This window comes from Cupriavidus basilensis (assembly GCF_008801925.2).
Classification (GTDB): Bacteria; Pseudomonadota; Gammaproteobacteria; order Burkholderiales; family Burkholderiaceae; genus Cupriavidus; species Cupriavidus basilensis.
On record NZ_CP062803.1, the window covers coordinates 3136222 to 3151442 of the forward strand.

The window sequence follows — 15221 nt, forward strand, 5'->3', positions numbered from 1 at the left end:
CTGGCCGCGGAGTGGTTGTCCACCGTGGCGCGGCGCTTCTACTAAAAGTTAGAGAATTTAAGTTAGGAAGTTAGAGAGGCCGCAAACCCGCGCCAGAACTGGGTTTGCGGGCGGTTTTGTTGCCTGATAGCACGAGGATTCGTTGCCTGATAGCACGAGACTTTCGTTGCCTGATAGCACGAGCCCGTCCACAGGCTTTGCCGCAGTTATCCCCGTGCCGTGGCCGGCACGGGCCGGAATGTCAGCAGCGGCGAAGGCAGGTAGGAAACATACTCGATGCCCAGCAGATAACCCGGCAGGGCTTGCCGTGCCACCAGCATCCGCAAGTCGGCGGCGAAGTCGTAGTACCGCGCCACGCTGCCCGATTTGCGGTACAGGTGCTGGAAATCGAACTGCCAGCCCCCCGGCTGCCGCCCGCCGTGCTTGCGCACCAGCCGGTACAGCCAGCGCTCGATGCCACCCGTCAGCCGGAAATACGCCGGGTCGATGGTCAGCACCAGGGCGGCGTCGAGTACGCCCGCGTAGAACCAGTCGGGCAGGATCAATTCGAGGCCCAGCGGCGTGCCGCGGGCGTCGGCCAGCTCCTTCCATTCGTTGATCCACGAGAAGCGGTGCAAGCGTCGCCCGGTCGTCTCGCGGATGGAGGTGGCCACCGTCGTGGACTGCAAACGATCCAGCGCGGCCTTGAGGCGCTGGTAGTCGCGCAGCGACGTACCGCGCCCGATGAAGCGCAGGATCTCGTAGGGACGCACTTGCATCAGGCGCGACGGGCGCAGGCCCGCATCGCGGGCTTCCACGATCTGGCTGGCCGCCCAGATCAGGATGTCCGCATCCCAGATCGTGGCGATGCCATGCTCCGCCGTGCCTTCCACGCGGATCGTCACGCCGCCCGCCTGGAAGTCGATCGGCGCCGTGCGCCGCGACTTCGCCAGAGAGAAGAACGGAAAGGCCATCAAGTCCTGGCTGTCGCGCGGCGCCATGTCGCCCGGCAGGGCGCGGAACAGGTCGAGCTGTTCGCGCTCTTGCCGGACGGCCCCGGAGGGCTGGACATGGCGATGGCCTCCCGCGCTCCAGCGGTCAGCGCGCACGGCTGTCCGCCGAGTGGTGCTCGGCGTACTCGGGATCGGATGTGCTCGAAGCTGCGGTCGGCAGCCCAGGCATCGAGGTCGGCCACGGCGTACATGACGCGCCGGCCGAACTTGCGGAACTTGGGGCCACCACCCAGGACGCGCTGCTTCTCCAGCGTGCGCGGCGACAGCCGCAGGTAGTCGGCCGCTTCGTCGTTGGTGAGATAGCGCTGCGGTTGCGCGGCAGCGGTCGAGGCAGTGGCGGTAGCGGCGGCAGGCCGCAAGGGAGCAGGACGCATGGTGAGAACCTCCATCGGTTGCAGGGCTCCGGCCACACAGCGCAACCGGATGGAGGCAGTCTCAGAAAACGAAGCCCTCTTGCTCAGGGTCGTTTTGCGTCCCCTTCAAAACGACCCTTCTCAAGCGGGGGCAGTTGTGCTAGGCGGCGGTAACCGCCGCACATCAGCGCTTCGCCGCGCCGCACCAGGCGGCGCACCTTGGAACGCAGGCCGCCGTCGGTGTACCAATCGGCCACGGCGTCCGCGCCGAACAGTCCTTCGCCCACCTCCCGCAAGGACGCACCCGCCAGGGTGGCGTCGAGCGCCTGCAGGGTGTGAAGCTCCAGCAGCGCCGAAGGCGGCCCTGGGCCGCGCCATGGGCGCGGGCGTGTCGGGCGCATGGGTGGTGCCGCGACCGCGATGGGCATGGGCGACGGCCATGCCGTCTTCCAACCCGGGCGCGAGCGCGAAGCGCTGCCAACGGCCGGGGCTGCGTGCGATCAGAGCGAGCCCCTTGCCATCGTGGATCAACTGCTTGTGGCCAGGGATGCGCCAGACATCGAAAACGTCCGCCTCGGGCGGCGGATCGGCATCCGGGTAGAGCTGCACCACGGCATCGTGGCCAGGCAGCCAGGCCGGATGCGCGTCACGCGCATCCAAGGCCGGGTCTTCCACAGGCGCAAGCCCCAGCGCTGCGCGGCTGCATGTGCCGCTGAATGTGCTGGTTGTCGCCGGCGATGGTGGCGCAGCCAGTCGAGCCGGTAGTCGGGGTGTCTGCGCAGGTACTCCCAGGCCAACGCCAACATGTCCAGGCCCAGGATGTAGAGGTACGCAGCAGTGGGATACCAGTGCGCGACGTGATGAGGATTGACCATGGCGAAAACTCCTGTCGAACCGCAGGAACGCCGCCACGGGCGAATCAGAAACGGAGCTACCGCATCCAGATCAAAAACATCATCTGCATCAACTCAAGCATGTAACATGCGGTATCAAAATCAATTGGCTCCGGTGCGTTGCGAATCCCGTCCGAAAACGACGGCCGCCTGACCAGAATGGGGCACGCGGCAAGAAACACCGTGCCCGAACCTGTAAAAAGGATCGTGACTGATTGGGTCATACCCGCCTGGGATTGATGCAATGGTCTGAATTCAGACCCGACAGGTCTGGAATGAGATCGAAATAGTCTCAATGCGCCTCGCTTGGCCGGAGCATGGCGGTTCAATCAAGGACGGAACCGTTCTCCTGGGCCTGCCGCAGATATTCCGACAGCGGGCGAACTGCCTGGAAATACCGATCCCGCCTCACAGGCTGCTTGCGCGGCCCCACGATGGAAGCCAGGTCGGACAGCTTGATGTGGCCCAGCTCGGGCATACCGATCCCCAGGTCGATCAGGCCATAGGCCGTATCGGCATCAGCGGGATCGAGCGCGGTCAGCAGCCAGATGGCGTGTGCATCCGGGGTGAACAGCCGCACGACGGGCAGCGGGTCGATGGCCTCGCCGTCGGCACGGGCCTGGCCGTGGGCCAGCAACTCCTGCGCTCGTCCTCGGTGATGAGTCGGTTCATCGGCGGCCCCTTATTGAACAAATCCGCTGAAGCGTGAAGCCGCATTTGCGGCTTCACGCCAAGGCACGGATGCGGCTTTGTGGTTCTGTCCGCATCCGTAAAAACGGGTTTCCGTAAAAGCAGAAAGGCGCCTGGCAGTTTGAATGAACACTATAGATTGTAGCCCTATAGGGCGCAATCGGATGTCATCTTGGATTTTGGGGAGTTCCAAGAGTGGCGGCGAAGCACACATTGTCAGAGGCGTTGAAAACCATCAGGAAGGCGCGTGGTCTGAGCCAGGAAGCCTTCTCCGACGTGTCCAGCCGCACCTATATGAGTTCGCTGGAACGCGATCGCAAAAGCCCCACCCTGAACAAGCTGGCCGAGCTGTGCGAGGTCATGGAAATCCATCCGCTCACGCTACTGACGCTGGCCTACGCTGGCGACGACGCACAGCAGGCCGAGCAGCTTCTCGCGCAGGTGCGGCAGGAGCTGAAAGCCGTGACGAAGAAAGAGGATGTGCGGTAACGGGCGTCGGCCCGGCCGATCCGGCGCCGCCGGTTCGGCGGTGTTCAAGGGGCGCCAAGTGCAACGCGGCGGGGATGGGCCTTGTGCCGATCCCCGGAGGGCAAGTGAAGCGCGCAGCGCCGTAGGCGCGAAGGCGTGAGGGATTGGAGCCGGACGGCCGTGACGGCGAAGTCGGCACGGGGCGTGGCCCGAAAAGCCCGGCGGTGCACCGCACCGACACGCCCGGCCATTCTTGCAGCCACAGACTCAACGCAGACGGAAGCAACTCGACACGAGCCCTGGTGATGGTGCTGCCTCCATACAGTGCGACGAAAGCAGCAGCGCCCCGCCACGTAGGCGGGGCGCTGGTGGCGGTCACGCCGCCTGAGGCTTGCTGCGCGACCAGATCAGGTCGTGCGTGCCGTTCTCGCCTTCGATCAGGCGGGCGTAGACCGTGGCCGGGAACGAAGGATCGTCGAGGGTCACGGAGATGTACTCCCGCCCGGCCTCGCTAGTCTTCTTCCACGCCGCGCCGATGTCGTGACTGGCGGCCTGCAGGCGGAAGTCCGGGGCCTTCTCGCTGTCGCCCTTGTCGTTGGGCACCAGCTTGACCTTGACGTTGAGCGTCAGGGTGCGAAGCGTGCCGGTGTAGCCGTCTTTGTCTGCGGTGAAGGTGCCGATGTTGGCCATGATGGATCTCCTTTTGGTGGAACAAGGTTCGCGCCCATCGCGTCCTTGTTGTGATCCGGCCGGCGGGGGACGGGCGGGCTGCACCGCTTGCGGCCGCAACGCAGTGGAGGGCCGGGAGGCGAAAAGAATTTGTCCCGCGAGGAATGCACGCAGTGCAGGGAAATTGTTTTCGCTGGACGGTTGCAGCCATGAAGCCCGAGGCGCAGCCGCGCCCCTGCCAGGATTCACAACAACACAAGGACGCCTTGGGCCGAACCACCTCCTCCGAAAGGAGACAGGGCAGACTCGGCATCCCGCTCGAAGGCTGCACTGGCTCGCCCCCTGACGCGGGCCAGGGCAACCACCCAACGACAGACAAGAACGCCTCCGCCGCGCCCTGCGGCGCCGGTCTTGAGGCGTGGCGTGGAAGCTCCATAGCGATGCCGTGCGGGTTGTCCGTAAACCGTCCTTCGAGACGTGATGGGCAGGGACCGCCAGCGTCGAGGACGGCACGCATCCGCACAACCTGCCGCAGCAAGCGCCAGCGTGTTCGCCAGCGCGCTGCCCACACGGCGGGGCGCTGGCCGGGCCGATGCGGCGCAGCCGGGTTGGCGGTATCAAGGGGCGCCAAGCCCTGCGCGGCGGGGATAGCCCGCAGGGCTTTCCCCTGGAGGCAAACATAGTGCGCAGCGCCGCAGGCGCGAAGGCGTGAGGGATTAAAGCCGAAGGCCGTGACGACAAAGACGGCACGGGGCGCAGCCCGAAAGCCCGGCGGCGCTTGCGCCGACACGCCCAGCGTATTCAGCCGAACAGCGCAGACGGAAAACGTCTATGCCTTGCTGGCCTGCCACTTGGCAAACCAATGCGCGGCCGAACGATGCGAAATCCTCATCAGGTAAGCCACAGCCAATGGGGTGACATGGGCTTCAAAGAGCTGGAAAACGCACTCCGCTCCGCGCTTGCTCAGGGCGCCGCTTTCCTTGATGTTCCTCGGGTGGCCAGGTTGGGCCGATTCCATGACCGACTTCGGAATAGCCTGGATGACGCGGTTCGTCTCGACGATCACCTTGTTGGCCTTCTCAATGCCCTTGTTGACCCGCTCCTTCAGTCGCTCAATTTCCGCAATATAGGTCTTCTCCGCCGCTTCAAAGGCCAAGAAGTCGAGCGAGGCCATCATCATGAACTTCTTCATCATGCCCTTACTCACTTTCTCGCTGAGCACCTTGGCCCGCTTGGCAGCCGTGTAGTCATACAAAGGCATCGGCTTGAAGGTTTCGGGGTGATGCCTTGTCAGATCGGAATAGGCACCCACATCCACGGTCAGATCATGGATCGTGTGCCCAATGATGTTGCGATAGTCCACCAGTTCTTTGAGTTCATCGCTCTCGGCCTGGTTAATGACCCCATCGGATACCAACACGGCACGGGCAAACTCCAGTTTCTTGCCTTCCTTGGTTTTGGGTTTGCCGTCACTCAGCCGATTCACCCCATGCAGTTTGTCGGTGGCCTCGATGGAACCCATGATGAAGCGTCGCAGATCCTCCATATAGAAAAGGATCAGCACCATCTCAAAAGCCCGGATTTTGAGAATGTCGGCTTCCCATGCAGTAGGGGCCTTGCCGTGTGGACGATGTTGTTTTCTCATCAGATATTGCCTCCCGTATCACTTCACTTTAATAGCACTCGCTGTTTGCCGGGAGGCAAGGAAGGCATCGCACGATGCCGTTAACAGGTCGTCTGAGCGACAGATCAGGCGGCGGTGTTCTGATTGGGCTGTTGGCCTTCAACACCGGGCGCGGCCACTGCCGCGCCCGGATTTGCGTCCACCGCGCCCAGGGCGGAACGGCCTGGGCGCGGTGCTGATCGCGGTTATTCCTTTGTCTCGATGATCCACCACACGGCACGCGGCAAGGCGCGGCCCGTGATGGGGTGAATGTCGGTGAGGTCGGCGCAGGCCATCCAACCCGAGGGCGGGCGATAGCCGCGCACGTCGCTCTCGCCGTGCCAGCGGCGGGCGCGAACCGTGCCGGGGGCGTAGGTCGCCGCCATGTGTGGGCGGCTGGTCGTGGTGCGGGTCATGGGTTGTTCTCCTTCCAGCGAAGCGCCCCGGTCAAGGCCGGGGCGCTTGCCTTCGGCGTGGGTCAAGCGGCCAGCGCCTCGGCGGGTTCATCCGCCACGGCCTCGGCATCTGCCGGTGCGTCCTGCTCCGGGCCTTCTTCCTGCATTGCCTCCTGTGGGCCTTCGGCCTTGAAGATCGCAGGCATCCAGCCCGTGCCATCCGCCAGCCGCTCGGCCTCGCTGGCGATGTCGGCCTTCTTGAGCTTCGCCAGCCGGTTGACGCTCTCGGGCACCAACTCGCCCACGGCTTGCAGAATCGCTGCCTTCGGAACGTGCTTGAAGTAGCCTTCTGCGGTCGGCCTCCACCATGCGGCCATGTCGAGGCCCACAGCCTGCACCAGTTCCGCGCCCGGCTGCTGTACCGTGGCACGCGGCGTCACCACGTCCACGGTCGAAGCCACGCACACGGCCAGCAGCTTGACCAGTTCGCCTTGCTCCATCGCCAGCAGCGCGGCGAACAGTTCGGCGCTGTCGTCGGGCAGCTTGCCGCCCCACGCCTGCTGCAATTCGCGCAGCGCCACGGCGGCGGGTGAATCGGGCCAGTCCGGGGCCATGCCTTCCAGCCGGTCTTGCACCGTCAGGCGCACGCCCAGCGGTAGATCATGACCGTAGTAGCGGCCCTGCAAGACGGTCTGCACCATGCCATGCACCAGCGCGGCCAGCGCCACCTGTGGATGCCGGGCTACCTCGATTTGCAGTGCAGCCGTGCGATGGGCGCTCAGGCGCTGAGCCAGTCGGTCGGAAATCGCTGCTGTCTTGGGCGCTTCGTCTTCCTCGCCTTCGTCATCGTTCGCGGCGTCCGGGTCGCTGAAGCCTTGGCGCAGCTTTTCGAGCGTGCGCAGCGCCTTAGCTTCGGCCTCGCGCAGCAGCCCGCGATGAATCACGACTTCGCCGTTGCGGTCGATGGTCACAATGGCACCGGCTGCGGCCTTCACGTTCGCGCCGTATCCCCGCAAGCCTTCTTCCAGCGCCTGCAACTGCTCGCCCAGGGCTTCGCCTTCCTCCTGCAAGGCGTCGGCCTTCTCCTCGTCCTCGGCATCCATCGCGGCGTCCACGGCTTCGCCAATGGCGCGCATTTTCTCTTGCAGCTTCTCGATGCGCTGTGCTTCGCGCTTGTTGGGTGCGCGCCGCTCCCTCGGCGCACGCTGAAAGGCGTGCAGGTCGGCATGGGTCATGCCGGGCGTGGCATCGGCCCAAGCCCAGCCCTCGGCCTTCACCTCGGCGGCGATGCCTGCCAGCTTGTCTTGCGCCAGCCGTTCCAGCAAGGCGGCGTCGCTCAGGTACACGCCCGCGTCATCCTCCGCGAACAGGTCACGGCGAACTCCGCCGCCTGCCTGCTCGTAGGCATCCAGCCCCACGAAGCGCACGAGCGGATGGCGGTAGGCGTCAATCTCGCGCTCGGTCAGGCGTTCGCGCAGCGCGGAGGGGCTGCGTTGCCACAGCGGCGCATCGTAGAACGCACGCTCCTGCGCGGCGTGATCGTCGGTGATGGAGAGCGCCATCAACTGATCGAGCGTCACGGCATCGGCCCTGTAGTTCGCCATCAGGCGCGGCGAGACGTTCGCCAGCTTCAAGCGGCGCTGCACCACCAGCGGCGTGACGGAAAAATCCGCTGCAATGTCTTCGATGGGGCGGCCTTCGGCCACCAATGCCGCAAACGCTTCAAACTGGTCTGCCGGATGCATGGCTTCGCGCTGCACGTTCTCGGTGAGGCTCGCGGTACGGGCCGTGCCATCGGCCACTTGCAGGCAAGGCACCTGCCAATCCTTGGCGATGCGGTGTTTCTTCGCCAGCAGCTTGAGGGCCGCAAGGCGGCGACCACCGGCCACCACCTCGTAATGCTCGCCATCGGCAGCGGGAATCACGATCAGGTTTTGCAGCAAGCCCACGCGCTGGATGCTCGCGGCCAGTTCGGGAATGGACATGCGCGGGGTCTTGCGCACGTTGCGGCCCGTGGGGCGCAGCACCAGCCGCGACAGGGGAACCAGAATCATGGGCTTGCTCGGGTCGGCGGCTTGCAGCACGTTGGCGCGGGTGTCGAGGGCTTGGGCTTCGGTGTAGGTAACGGCGTTCATGGTGAATCTCCAATCGAGTGAAACAAGGGAATGGAGGGGAACCGCCCCTCCGGCGGGGGAACGGTTCAGGCCTTGAGCTGACGCATGCCATCGGCCAGCAGCCACAGGGCGCGGTTCAGGCGCACATCGGAATCGATGCCCTGCACGGGCCGGGTCCGCTGCCTGCGGCCATTGGCGGCGCGGCCAGCCAATCCGCCCTTGGTCAAGTTCTCCTGCGTGCGGTTGAACACGCTCCACAGGTCGGGGCGGCGGTCATCGAACCGGCGCGGCATCAGGATTTGCGATTCCGTGATGGGCGCGGGCTTGGTCGGGTCGTCGTACTTGAGGGCCAGCGCAGCGCGGGCGAACACTTCCGATTCCCCTGCATCCAGCGTGATGGCCTGCATGGATTCGCGCGATTCCTGCGCATGCTCGAAGCCACCTAGCACCTGATAGGCGCCCTCGATGACATGCCCGGCCACGTCGCCTTTGTGGGGCACGCGCACATCGCCCATGGTGTCGCCGCAGACAAGGCCATTGCTGCAAACGAAGCGGAACATGCCACCCAGTAATTGATAGCTGCTCGTGCCGTCGTGCGAGTTCAGCAGGATGATTTCATTGGCTTCGCGGGCGTTGATCTGGTTGGAGTGGCGCAGGCGCAGCATGTGTTTGGTGTGCTCGCGCCGGCCTTCGTTGCGCACGCGGGTTTGGCACACCATGAAGGGCTGGAAACCCTCCTTGCGAAGCTCGGTCAACACGGCGGCGGTGGGGATGTAGCTGTACCGCTCGGAACGGCTCTCATGCGGAGCGTCCGCGAAGATGGACGGGGCCACCCTGCGAATCTGGTCATCGGACAGCGGGGTTTCGCTGCGCAATGCGGGGGAGTGGTGAGCGAAGCGGGATGCGAGTTGCATGGTCTTTCTCCTGAGGCTGTTGAAGAAAACCGCACACCGGATTCCTAGATTCGGAGCCCAGCCTTTCGGCTGTTCGGTGCGGTCGGCACGAGGAACCCGGTTGGCCCTGTTGCCACCGTCTTTCCTGAGTTCATCGCCCGCGGCCAAAGGAGCGCGCGGACGGGGGCCGTCAAGGAAACAAGCGCAGGGTGGGTGCGGCCCGCAGGCGCAGCCGAGGACACGGCCCTGCGCGCCTTGACGGCCTACGGGAGCGGGCTACGGTCGCTGACAAGGTGATGGAGTCAGGAAGACGGCTGGACATGGCAACGGCCCTCCCTGTGTGCCGACCGCACGGCAAGCGCAAGCGCGCAGGCCCGAAGCTGGAAGCCGGGCCGGAGGCGTCAGCCGAGCGGAGCGAGGGAACGATGGAAGCCCGCATGGGGCGAGACGCTGCAGGCGGCTCGATGCGCAGCACGACAGCGCGACCGGCCATGTTTCTTGGCCGGGGACGCCCTGCATCCACAACCGACAAAGCATGAGCGCCGAACTTGGTAACTGGTCGTTACGCTAATCTAGCGATGGCACGCCCATGAAAAGGGCCGGGACATGGCGCCTGCCTAGCAGGATTTCGTCTGCTTGTGCAGTGTGGCGCCGGGGACAAAGCAACTCAAAAATAATGGAGCAGTATCTTGAGCGGAGTCGATCTAGATGAAAAGGCAGTCTGTGGCACATGCATCGGCAATAAGTTCCTAAGCCAGAAGATAAGTGCCAGCGAAACGACCGATGTAGCGTGTGACTATTGCGGACGGAACGCACCGACCTTGGGGCTAGATGAAATCGCACAGATTTTTGACCACGAGTTCCAGGACAACTATCAAGTTGCCGACAATATTCTTCGTGAGGATCATGGGTATCCGTCTCTCGGGGATGAACTCCAGGAGATCATTCAGCAAGAAGTAGAACCCGCATCCCATGCGCTTTCCGACGATTTATTCGAAATCGTGTGGGCCATCTGGGAACGCGATGCATACGATGGCCAGGCACCAGAGGCGGACGCCTTATTCATTAAAACTGGCGTAGCAGACCACTGGCTTCATCGCCGATGGCATGACATGCAGGAAAGTCTTCGGACACGCACTAGGTTTGTTAACCCAGACGCACTCGAAGTGCTCCAGATGGTCTTCGACAAGGTAGACAAAGATGTCACTGCCTCGGGCGAGCCTTTGATTGTCGAGGTCGGCCCCGGTCATGAACTGGGAACTCTTTTCCGCGCACGTGTTTTTCAGAACGACGATGCCTTGGAGAAGGCGCTGGAAGACCCAGACGCTCAACTGGGGCCCCCCCCTTCGGGTGTTGGCGGTGCGGGACGCATGAACGCCAGAGGCATCTCGATGTTCTACGGCGCCAATTCGCCAGATGTCGCGATTGCCGAGGTACGGCCTCCCGTTGGAAGCCGCGTTGCGGTTGCAGAATTCAAAATTCTTCGTTCAATACGATTGCTGGATTTGACACGCCTGCCGCAAATTCCATCTGTCATAAATCGCAGCATGTTCGATGCGTCATCACTGGAAATCGCGCGACGACAGAAGTTCCTTTCTCAACTCGAAAGAGTACTCACCAAGCCCGTCCTCCCTGAGCACAGTGAGGATGGCTATCTGTTGACACAAGTGATATCCGACTATCTCGCCACCCATGCGAAGCTCAATTTGGATGGATTAATCTTCCGCTCTGCGCAGGTGCCAGCATCCGAAAACAGGCGCCCGCTCAACGTCACGCTATTCAACAAGGCATCGTTCGTAAAGAGATTTTTCAAGAGACATGGGCGCGAGTTAAATGCCTATCTATACGAAACGGATGATGAGGGTGATCAATGGTTTCATCCACAGGTTTGGTACAAAGAAGATCCCGCATCGCTCAACGATGAATGGGATTTCTTGGAAAAAACCGATTCGACGTTGGAGCTTGTCCCCCAGTCCATAGTCATCTGCGAAATCAAAGGCATCAGCTATGACATACGGAAATCGGAGGTGCAATTGATGGACGTATCTGAGCGGACTTAGGGCGAAGGGTTTCCTCGCTACCAAATGCATGAGAAGGCAATGCCGCGTGGTGGCGGTTTGGTGCGAAACGCCAGGCACTGTGCGCGAGCCTTGCAGCGAAACCCTGGGGGGTCATAATGTTTCCGTTTGCAACAGCGCTCCCATGGCCTGTACGGCGAATCGGGAGAGCTTCTGGACGATAAATGACACGACGGCGGGAGGGGCCTATGTCGATATTGCAGGAGATACTGGACTGGACGAAGGGGTTGCCTGAGTGGCAGAGCGATGCGGTGGCCCGCCTGCTGGCCAAGCAAACGCTCACGATAGAGGATCAGGATGACCTCTTCGCGCTACTCAAGGCGGCACATGGCATCACAGATCCCAAAGACCGCAAGCCCAAGCCGCTGACGGCAGATCAGATTCCCGCTCCGGTCCGCGGCAACTCACGTTGAGCTGCGAGCCATCAAGAGCATGCGGCACGTCAACGCGATTGCGGAGAACCAGCGTCTGCCCTTCGGCGCCTCTGGAATGACCGTCATCTATGGCGATAACGGTTCAGGCAAATCGGGGTACTCCCGTGTGCTCAAGCGCGCATGTCGTGCGCGCGATCAGACGGAGGCTATTCATCCGAACGCCAACTTGCCTGCAGGCAAAGCCGGGACTCCGGAAGCCACATTCGAAATCGCAATCGACGGAGTTGCGCAAGATGCACACTGGCTCCACGGCAAAGCGGCTCCTGCTGCGCTTTCGTCATTTGCGATTTTGACTCGCGTTGCGCTCGCGCCTACCTCGACAGAGAGGACGATTTCTCCTATGTGCCCTACGGGCTCGATGTATTCGAAGGGCTGGCCAAAGTCTGCAAGCAGTTGAAGACGGCGATCGAAACCGAATACACCCAATCCGCCGCTGATCTGTCCGCCTTTGCGCCCTTGCAAGGCGACACACCCGTCGGCAAGTTAGTCGCCTCGCTTTCCGCCAAGACGGCCCTTGCCCAGATTGAAGCGCTAGCAACGGTGACCCCAGAGGAACTGACCCAGCATGCGTCTCTGGACAAGAGCCTAAAGGAGAACAACCCGAAGGAGAAGGCTGCGCAACTGCGCTTGCGCGCTCGCCGTATCACAGCTATCGCAGCGAATGCGGCCAGCAAAGGCGCACAGGTGGATCAAGCTGTCGTCGCCAAGCTGAAAGGTCTGGCAGACAGCTATCGCACGGCGCAGACTGCAGCCGCCCTCGCCGCGAAGCAGTTCAAGGAAGGTGAGAACCTGCTGCCGGCTACTGGCGGCGAGACATGGCGTGAACTATTCGAGGCAGCGCGTAAGTTCGCCATCGAGTCCCACCCAGAAAAATCGTTCCCCGCGCTGGGCGCGGACGCACCTTGCCCGCTCTGCCAACAACCCCTTGCCGAAGGCTCCGACCGCTTGCTGCGCTTCGAAGCCTTTATTCAACAGGAAGCGGAGAAGACATCCCAGGCACGCCGTGTTGCCCTGTACGCGGAATACAAGCCGTTCGCTGCGCAGGTTCTCACGCTGAATCTCGACGACGTGACATATGGAGAAATCGAGGCCTTGGACCCGCAACTGGCCGCCGATGCCAAGGCTTTCGAGCCGCTCCTGGCCGCCCGTCAGGTGGCCATCAAAGCGGCAGTGATCTCGCATCAGTGGGACGACGTCAGTCAACCTCTGGTCAATCCGACCGAGCGCCTTCAGGCTTTGGCTGACAAGTTGAATGCCGAAGCGGTGACCTTGGAGAAGGCCTCGGACGAAAAGGCCCGTGCGACCCTGCAGAAGCAGTTCCTGGAACTGGATGCACGGGTAAGACTGAGTCAGATCAAGGATGCTGTCGTCACCGCCGTCAATCGACTCGCCCACCAGGCCAAGCTCACGAAGTGCCTGTCTGCCGTGAAGACCAACGCCATCTCGTTAAAGGCGTCGGAACTGGCGGAGAAGGTTGTGTCGAAGGAACTGGCCGACGCCCTGAACCGCGAATTCAAGGCGCTCGGTGTCGGCACGTTGCGCGTTTCGCTGCAGAGCCGGTCGGATAGAGGTAAAGCCCTGCACAAGCTCAAGCTGGAACTACCACAAAGCCGCAGTCCGGGCGAGATCTTGAGCGAGGGCGAGCAGCGCGCGATCGCGATCGGTTCCTTCCTTGCCGAGGTCGGCCTAAATGGGGGGCAGGGCGGCATCGTGTTCGATGATCCGGTGTCATCTCTCGATCACCGTCGGCGTGAACGTGTGGCAAAGCGCCTGACTGCAGAGGCAGCGCGGCGGCAGGTTGCGGTATTTACCCATGACATCTACTTCCTGTGCCTGTTGGTCGAAGAAGCGAAGTTGGCGGGTGTCCCTATCGCAACCCAAAGTCTGACCCGCCGCACAGAGGGCTTCGGGGTTGCAGACCCCGATCTACCATTCGAGGGAAAGACCGCGAGCAAGCGCGTCAGCGCCCTGAAAGCCCAGCATCAAGCCATCGCCAAACTCCACAAGGACGGCGAAGAGCAAGAACACAGACGGCAGACCGTCGATGCCTATTTCCGCTTGCGCATGGCATGGGAACGTGCCGTCGAGGAAGTACTACTGCGAGAGGTCATCCTTCGCTTCCGCAAAGGTGTCGAGACGCAGCGGCTGGCCGGTGTTGTAGTTGAGGATGATGACTACGCGCAAGTGAACGCGGGCATGACAAAGTGCTCGAACTACGCGCACGATAAGGCACTCATGGGTGGTGTCGCCGTCCCAGAACCCGATGAACTGCTCGCCGACATCATGGCGCTGGAGACTTGGCGCGGACAGGTCGAGACACGCAACGTGAACACGGCCAAGAAGCGTAAGGCCGGACCTGCCGTCGCGTCACTTGCCGCAGCGCCGTAGACGGCTCAAGGTACTTTCATCGAGTTTCGGAGACTCGCAGCATCAACCTTTCCCATTCGGTGCTCAAGTCATCACACAGCGTCGCCGACACGTCGGCCGCAGTGCGCTTGGGCGTTTTGCGACGCCCAAGGGCCGGATCAAACGACAATCCGGCCTGCATGCCGTGTATCGCGCGCATAGGCGCTCAACCATCATCTCAAAACGAAAGCTTCATGACCTCTCTCGAAGCCAATATCAAGTTCTACGAAACGCACTACGACATGCTGCGGCAATGGTTCCTGCGCCCAGGAGATAAGGTTGTCCTCGGCGACAGGCAGAATCGCACTTGCAGGTTTTGCGGTAGGAAGCCGCCCGAGGTGACCTTCCGCAAGGTCGCTCATGCGATACCGGAAGCACTCGGCAACAAGAGCATAGAGAGCGCGTATGAGTGCGACGACTGCAATGAAGGGTTTGGACGCGGCATCGAGAACGATCTAGGCAACTGGTCGAAGCCAACACGTACCTTCGCACGCATTCGTGGAAAAACTGGCGTGCCGACCTTGAAGAAAGGCGGCGACGGGAAAGGCTGGCGAATCGAGTACGGCGCTGCGGGCTTCAATATCACCTCGTATGAGGATGACCCGCTTTACCAGATAGACGAAGCGAACCAGCGGATCACCTTTCAGCTCAAGCGCGATTCCTATACGCCGGTCGCAGTGCTCAAGGCGTTCATGAAGATTGGCCTGACATTGCTCCCCGACGAAGAAGTCGGAAACTTCCCGCACTTGATGAGTTGGGTGAGGTCAACCGACCACAGTCGTCGATTTGCGGATCAGTGCCCGATCATTCGTACATTTCAGCCAGGGCCAATGCCGAACGATTTGATCGCCGCATTTGTCCTGCGGCGAAAAGCTCACGTCGCGAACTATCCCTACATGTTCTTGGTACTGGCCTACGGGAACGAGGTATTCCAAGTGCAGTTACCGTCGGAAAACACGACCTCGCCCTGAACGGTCAGCCAGTTTCAATTCTTCCTTTCCGACACCGGGTTCACCAGACCCGGCACGGTATGGGCCATCCAAGGTTCGGGTGCTGGATCTAACCGGGCGTGAGGTAGTCAAAGGAGAGGTCGTTCCGGTTCAAGTTGGCTACGAACTTGCCGTCCACAAGACGGGGCCAGACGCGGCCTCGGAAGCGTAGAGCGATAAGAGG

12 protein-coding genes and 2 pseudogenes are annotated in these 15221 nt (G+C 62.2%); 5 read left to right on the plus strand and 9 right to left on the minus strand.

Going from position 1 to position 15221, the window contains the following annotated elements; translation table 11 throughout:
- Positions 1–206 precede the first annotated feature (206 nt).
- The 4 genes and pseudogenes from F7R26_RS14480 to F7R26_RS14495 form a co-directional block, all read right to left on the minus strand.
- The gene (locus F7R26_RS14480; protein ID WP_241754537.1) at positions 207–980 is read right to left on the minus strand and encodes a replication initiator protein A; all 774 of its coding nucleotides are present in this window, start codon (positions 978–980) and stop codon (positions 207–209) included.
- Between the two features lie 97 nt (positions 981–1077).
- Positions 1078–1366: pseudogene (locus tag F7R26_RS14485) on the minus strand (helix-turn-helix transcriptional regulator).
- A gap of 83 nt (positions 1367–1449) precedes the next feature.
- Positions 1450–2220: pseudogene (locus F7R26_RS41770) on the minus strand (DUF2285 domain-containing protein).
- A 343-nt stretch (positions 2221–2563) separates the two neighbouring features.
- Positions 2564–2875, minus strand: a complete 312-nt coding sequence (locus tag F7R26_RS14495; protein WP_193692079.1) for a DUF2958 domain-containing protein — start codon at positions 2873–2875, stop codon at positions 2564–2566.
- Positions 2876–3123: 248 nt separating this feature from the next.
- Between F7R26_RS14495 and F7R26_RS14500 the strand changes: the two genes are divergently transcribed.
- Positions 3124–3417: a helix-turn-helix domain-containing protein gene (locus tag F7R26_RS14500; protein ID WP_150986376.1), complete on the plus strand. Its 294-nt coding sequence runs from the start codon at positions 3124–3126 to the stop codon at positions 3415–3417.
- A 354-nt stretch (positions 3418–3771) separates the two neighbouring features.
- Here the strand turns inward: F7R26_RS14500 and F7R26_RS14505 are convergent, their stop codons facing one another.
- The 5 genes from F7R26_RS14505 to F7R26_RS14525 all read right to left on the minus strand — a co-directional run bounded on the left by F7R26_RS14505 (position 3772) and on the right by F7R26_RS14525 (position 9151).
- Positions 3772–4086: a DUF736 domain-containing protein gene (locus F7R26_RS14505; RefSeq protein ID WP_150986377.1), complete on the minus strand. Its 315-nt coding sequence runs from the start codon at positions 4084–4086 to the stop codon at positions 3772–3774.
- Between the two features lie 808 nt (positions 4087–4894).
- Entirely contained in the window at positions 4895–5710 is an 816-nt protein-coding gene (locus F7R26_RS14510) for a hypothetical protein (RefSeq protein ID WP_150986378.1), read from the minus strand.
- Between the two features lie 224 nt (positions 5711–5934).
- Positions 5935–6144, minus strand: coding sequence for a hypothetical protein (locus tag F7R26_RS14515; protein ID WP_150986379.1), 210 nt, complete (start codon positions 6142–6144; stop codon positions 5935–5937).
- 62 nt (positions 6145–6206) lie between these two features.
- Positions 6207–8258 (minus strand): ParB N-terminal domain-containing protein, encoded by a 2052-nt coding sequence (locus tag F7R26_RS14520; RefSeq protein ID WP_150986380.1) that lies wholly within the window; start codon positions 8256–8258, stop codon positions 6207–6209.
- A 65-nt stretch (positions 8259–8323) separates the two neighbouring features.
- The gene (locus F7R26_RS14525; RefSeq protein WP_150986381.1) at positions 8324–9151 is read right to left on the minus strand and encodes a DUF932 domain-containing protein; all 828 of its coding nucleotides are present in this window, start codon (positions 9149–9151) and stop codon (positions 8324–8326) included.
- Between the two features lie 668 nt (positions 9152–9819).
- On the opposite strand from F7R26_RS14525, the gene F7R26_RS14530 reads away from it, so the two are divergent.
- The 4 genes from F7R26_RS14530 to F7R26_RS14540 all read left to right on the plus strand — a co-directional run bounded on the left by F7R26_RS14530 (position 9820) and on the right by F7R26_RS14540 (position 15019).
- The gene (locus F7R26_RS14530; RefSeq protein WP_150986382.1) at positions 9820–11190 is read left to right on the plus strand and encodes an RES family NAD+ phosphorylase; all 1371 of its coding nucleotides are present in this window, start codon (positions 9820–9822) and stop codon (positions 11188–11190) included.
- A gap of 206 nt (positions 11191–11396) precedes the next feature.
- On the plus strand, positions 11397–11621 hold the full coding sequence (locus tag F7R26_RS40790; RefSeq protein ID WP_206702491.1) for a hypothetical protein: 225 nt from the start codon (positions 11397–11399) through the stop codon (positions 11619–11621).
- Between the two features lie 363 nt (positions 11622–11984).
- Positions 11985–14030: an AAA family ATPase gene (locus tag F7R26_RS14535; RefSeq protein WP_206702492.1), complete on the plus strand. Its 2046-nt coding sequence runs from the start codon at positions 11985–11987 to the stop codon at positions 14028–14030.
- Positions 14031–14242: 212 nt separating this feature from the next.
- On the plus strand, positions 14243–15019 hold the full coding sequence (locus tag F7R26_RS14540; protein WP_193692080.1) for an HNH endonuclease: 777 nt from the start codon (positions 14243–14245) through the stop codon (positions 15017–15019).
- Positions 15020–15221: the final 202 nt, after the last annotated feature.

What these genes read in the sequence shown, in the direction of transcription:
- F7R26_RS14540 (WP_193692080.1), top strand. Translation starts at nt 14,243, where the DNA reads ATGACCTCTCTCGAAGCCAATATCAAGTTCTACGAAACGCACTACGAC.
- F7R26_RS40790 (WP_206702491.1), top strand. Translation starts at nt 11,397, where the DNA reads ATGTCGATATTGCAGGAGATACTGGACTGGACGAAGGGGTTGCCTGAG.
- F7R26_RS14480 (WP_241754537.1), bottom strand. Translation starts at nt 980, where the DNA reads ATGGCGCCGCGCGACAGCCAGGACTTGATGGCCTTTCCGTTCTTCTCT.
- F7R26_RS14510 (WP_150986378.1), bottom strand. Translation starts at nt 5,710, where the DNA reads ATGAGAAAACAACATCGTCCACACGGCAAGGCCCCTACTGCATGGGAA.
- F7R26_RS14520 (WP_150986380.1), bottom strand. Translation starts at nt 8,258, where the DNA reads ATGAACGCCGTTACCTACACCGAAGCCCAAGCCCTCGACACCCGCGCC.
- F7R26_RS14515 (WP_150986379.1), bottom strand. Translation starts at nt 6,144, where the DNA reads ATGACCCGCACCACGACCAGCCGCCCACACATGGCGGCGACCTACGCC.
- F7R26_RS14525 (WP_150986381.1), bottom strand. Translation starts at nt 9,151, where the DNA reads ATGCAACTCGCATCCCGCTTCGCTCACCACTCCCCCGCATTGCGCAGC.
- F7R26_RS14505 (WP_150986377.1), bottom strand. Translation starts at nt 4,086, where the DNA reads ATGGCCAACATCGGCACCTTCACCGCAGACAAAGACGGCTACACCGGC.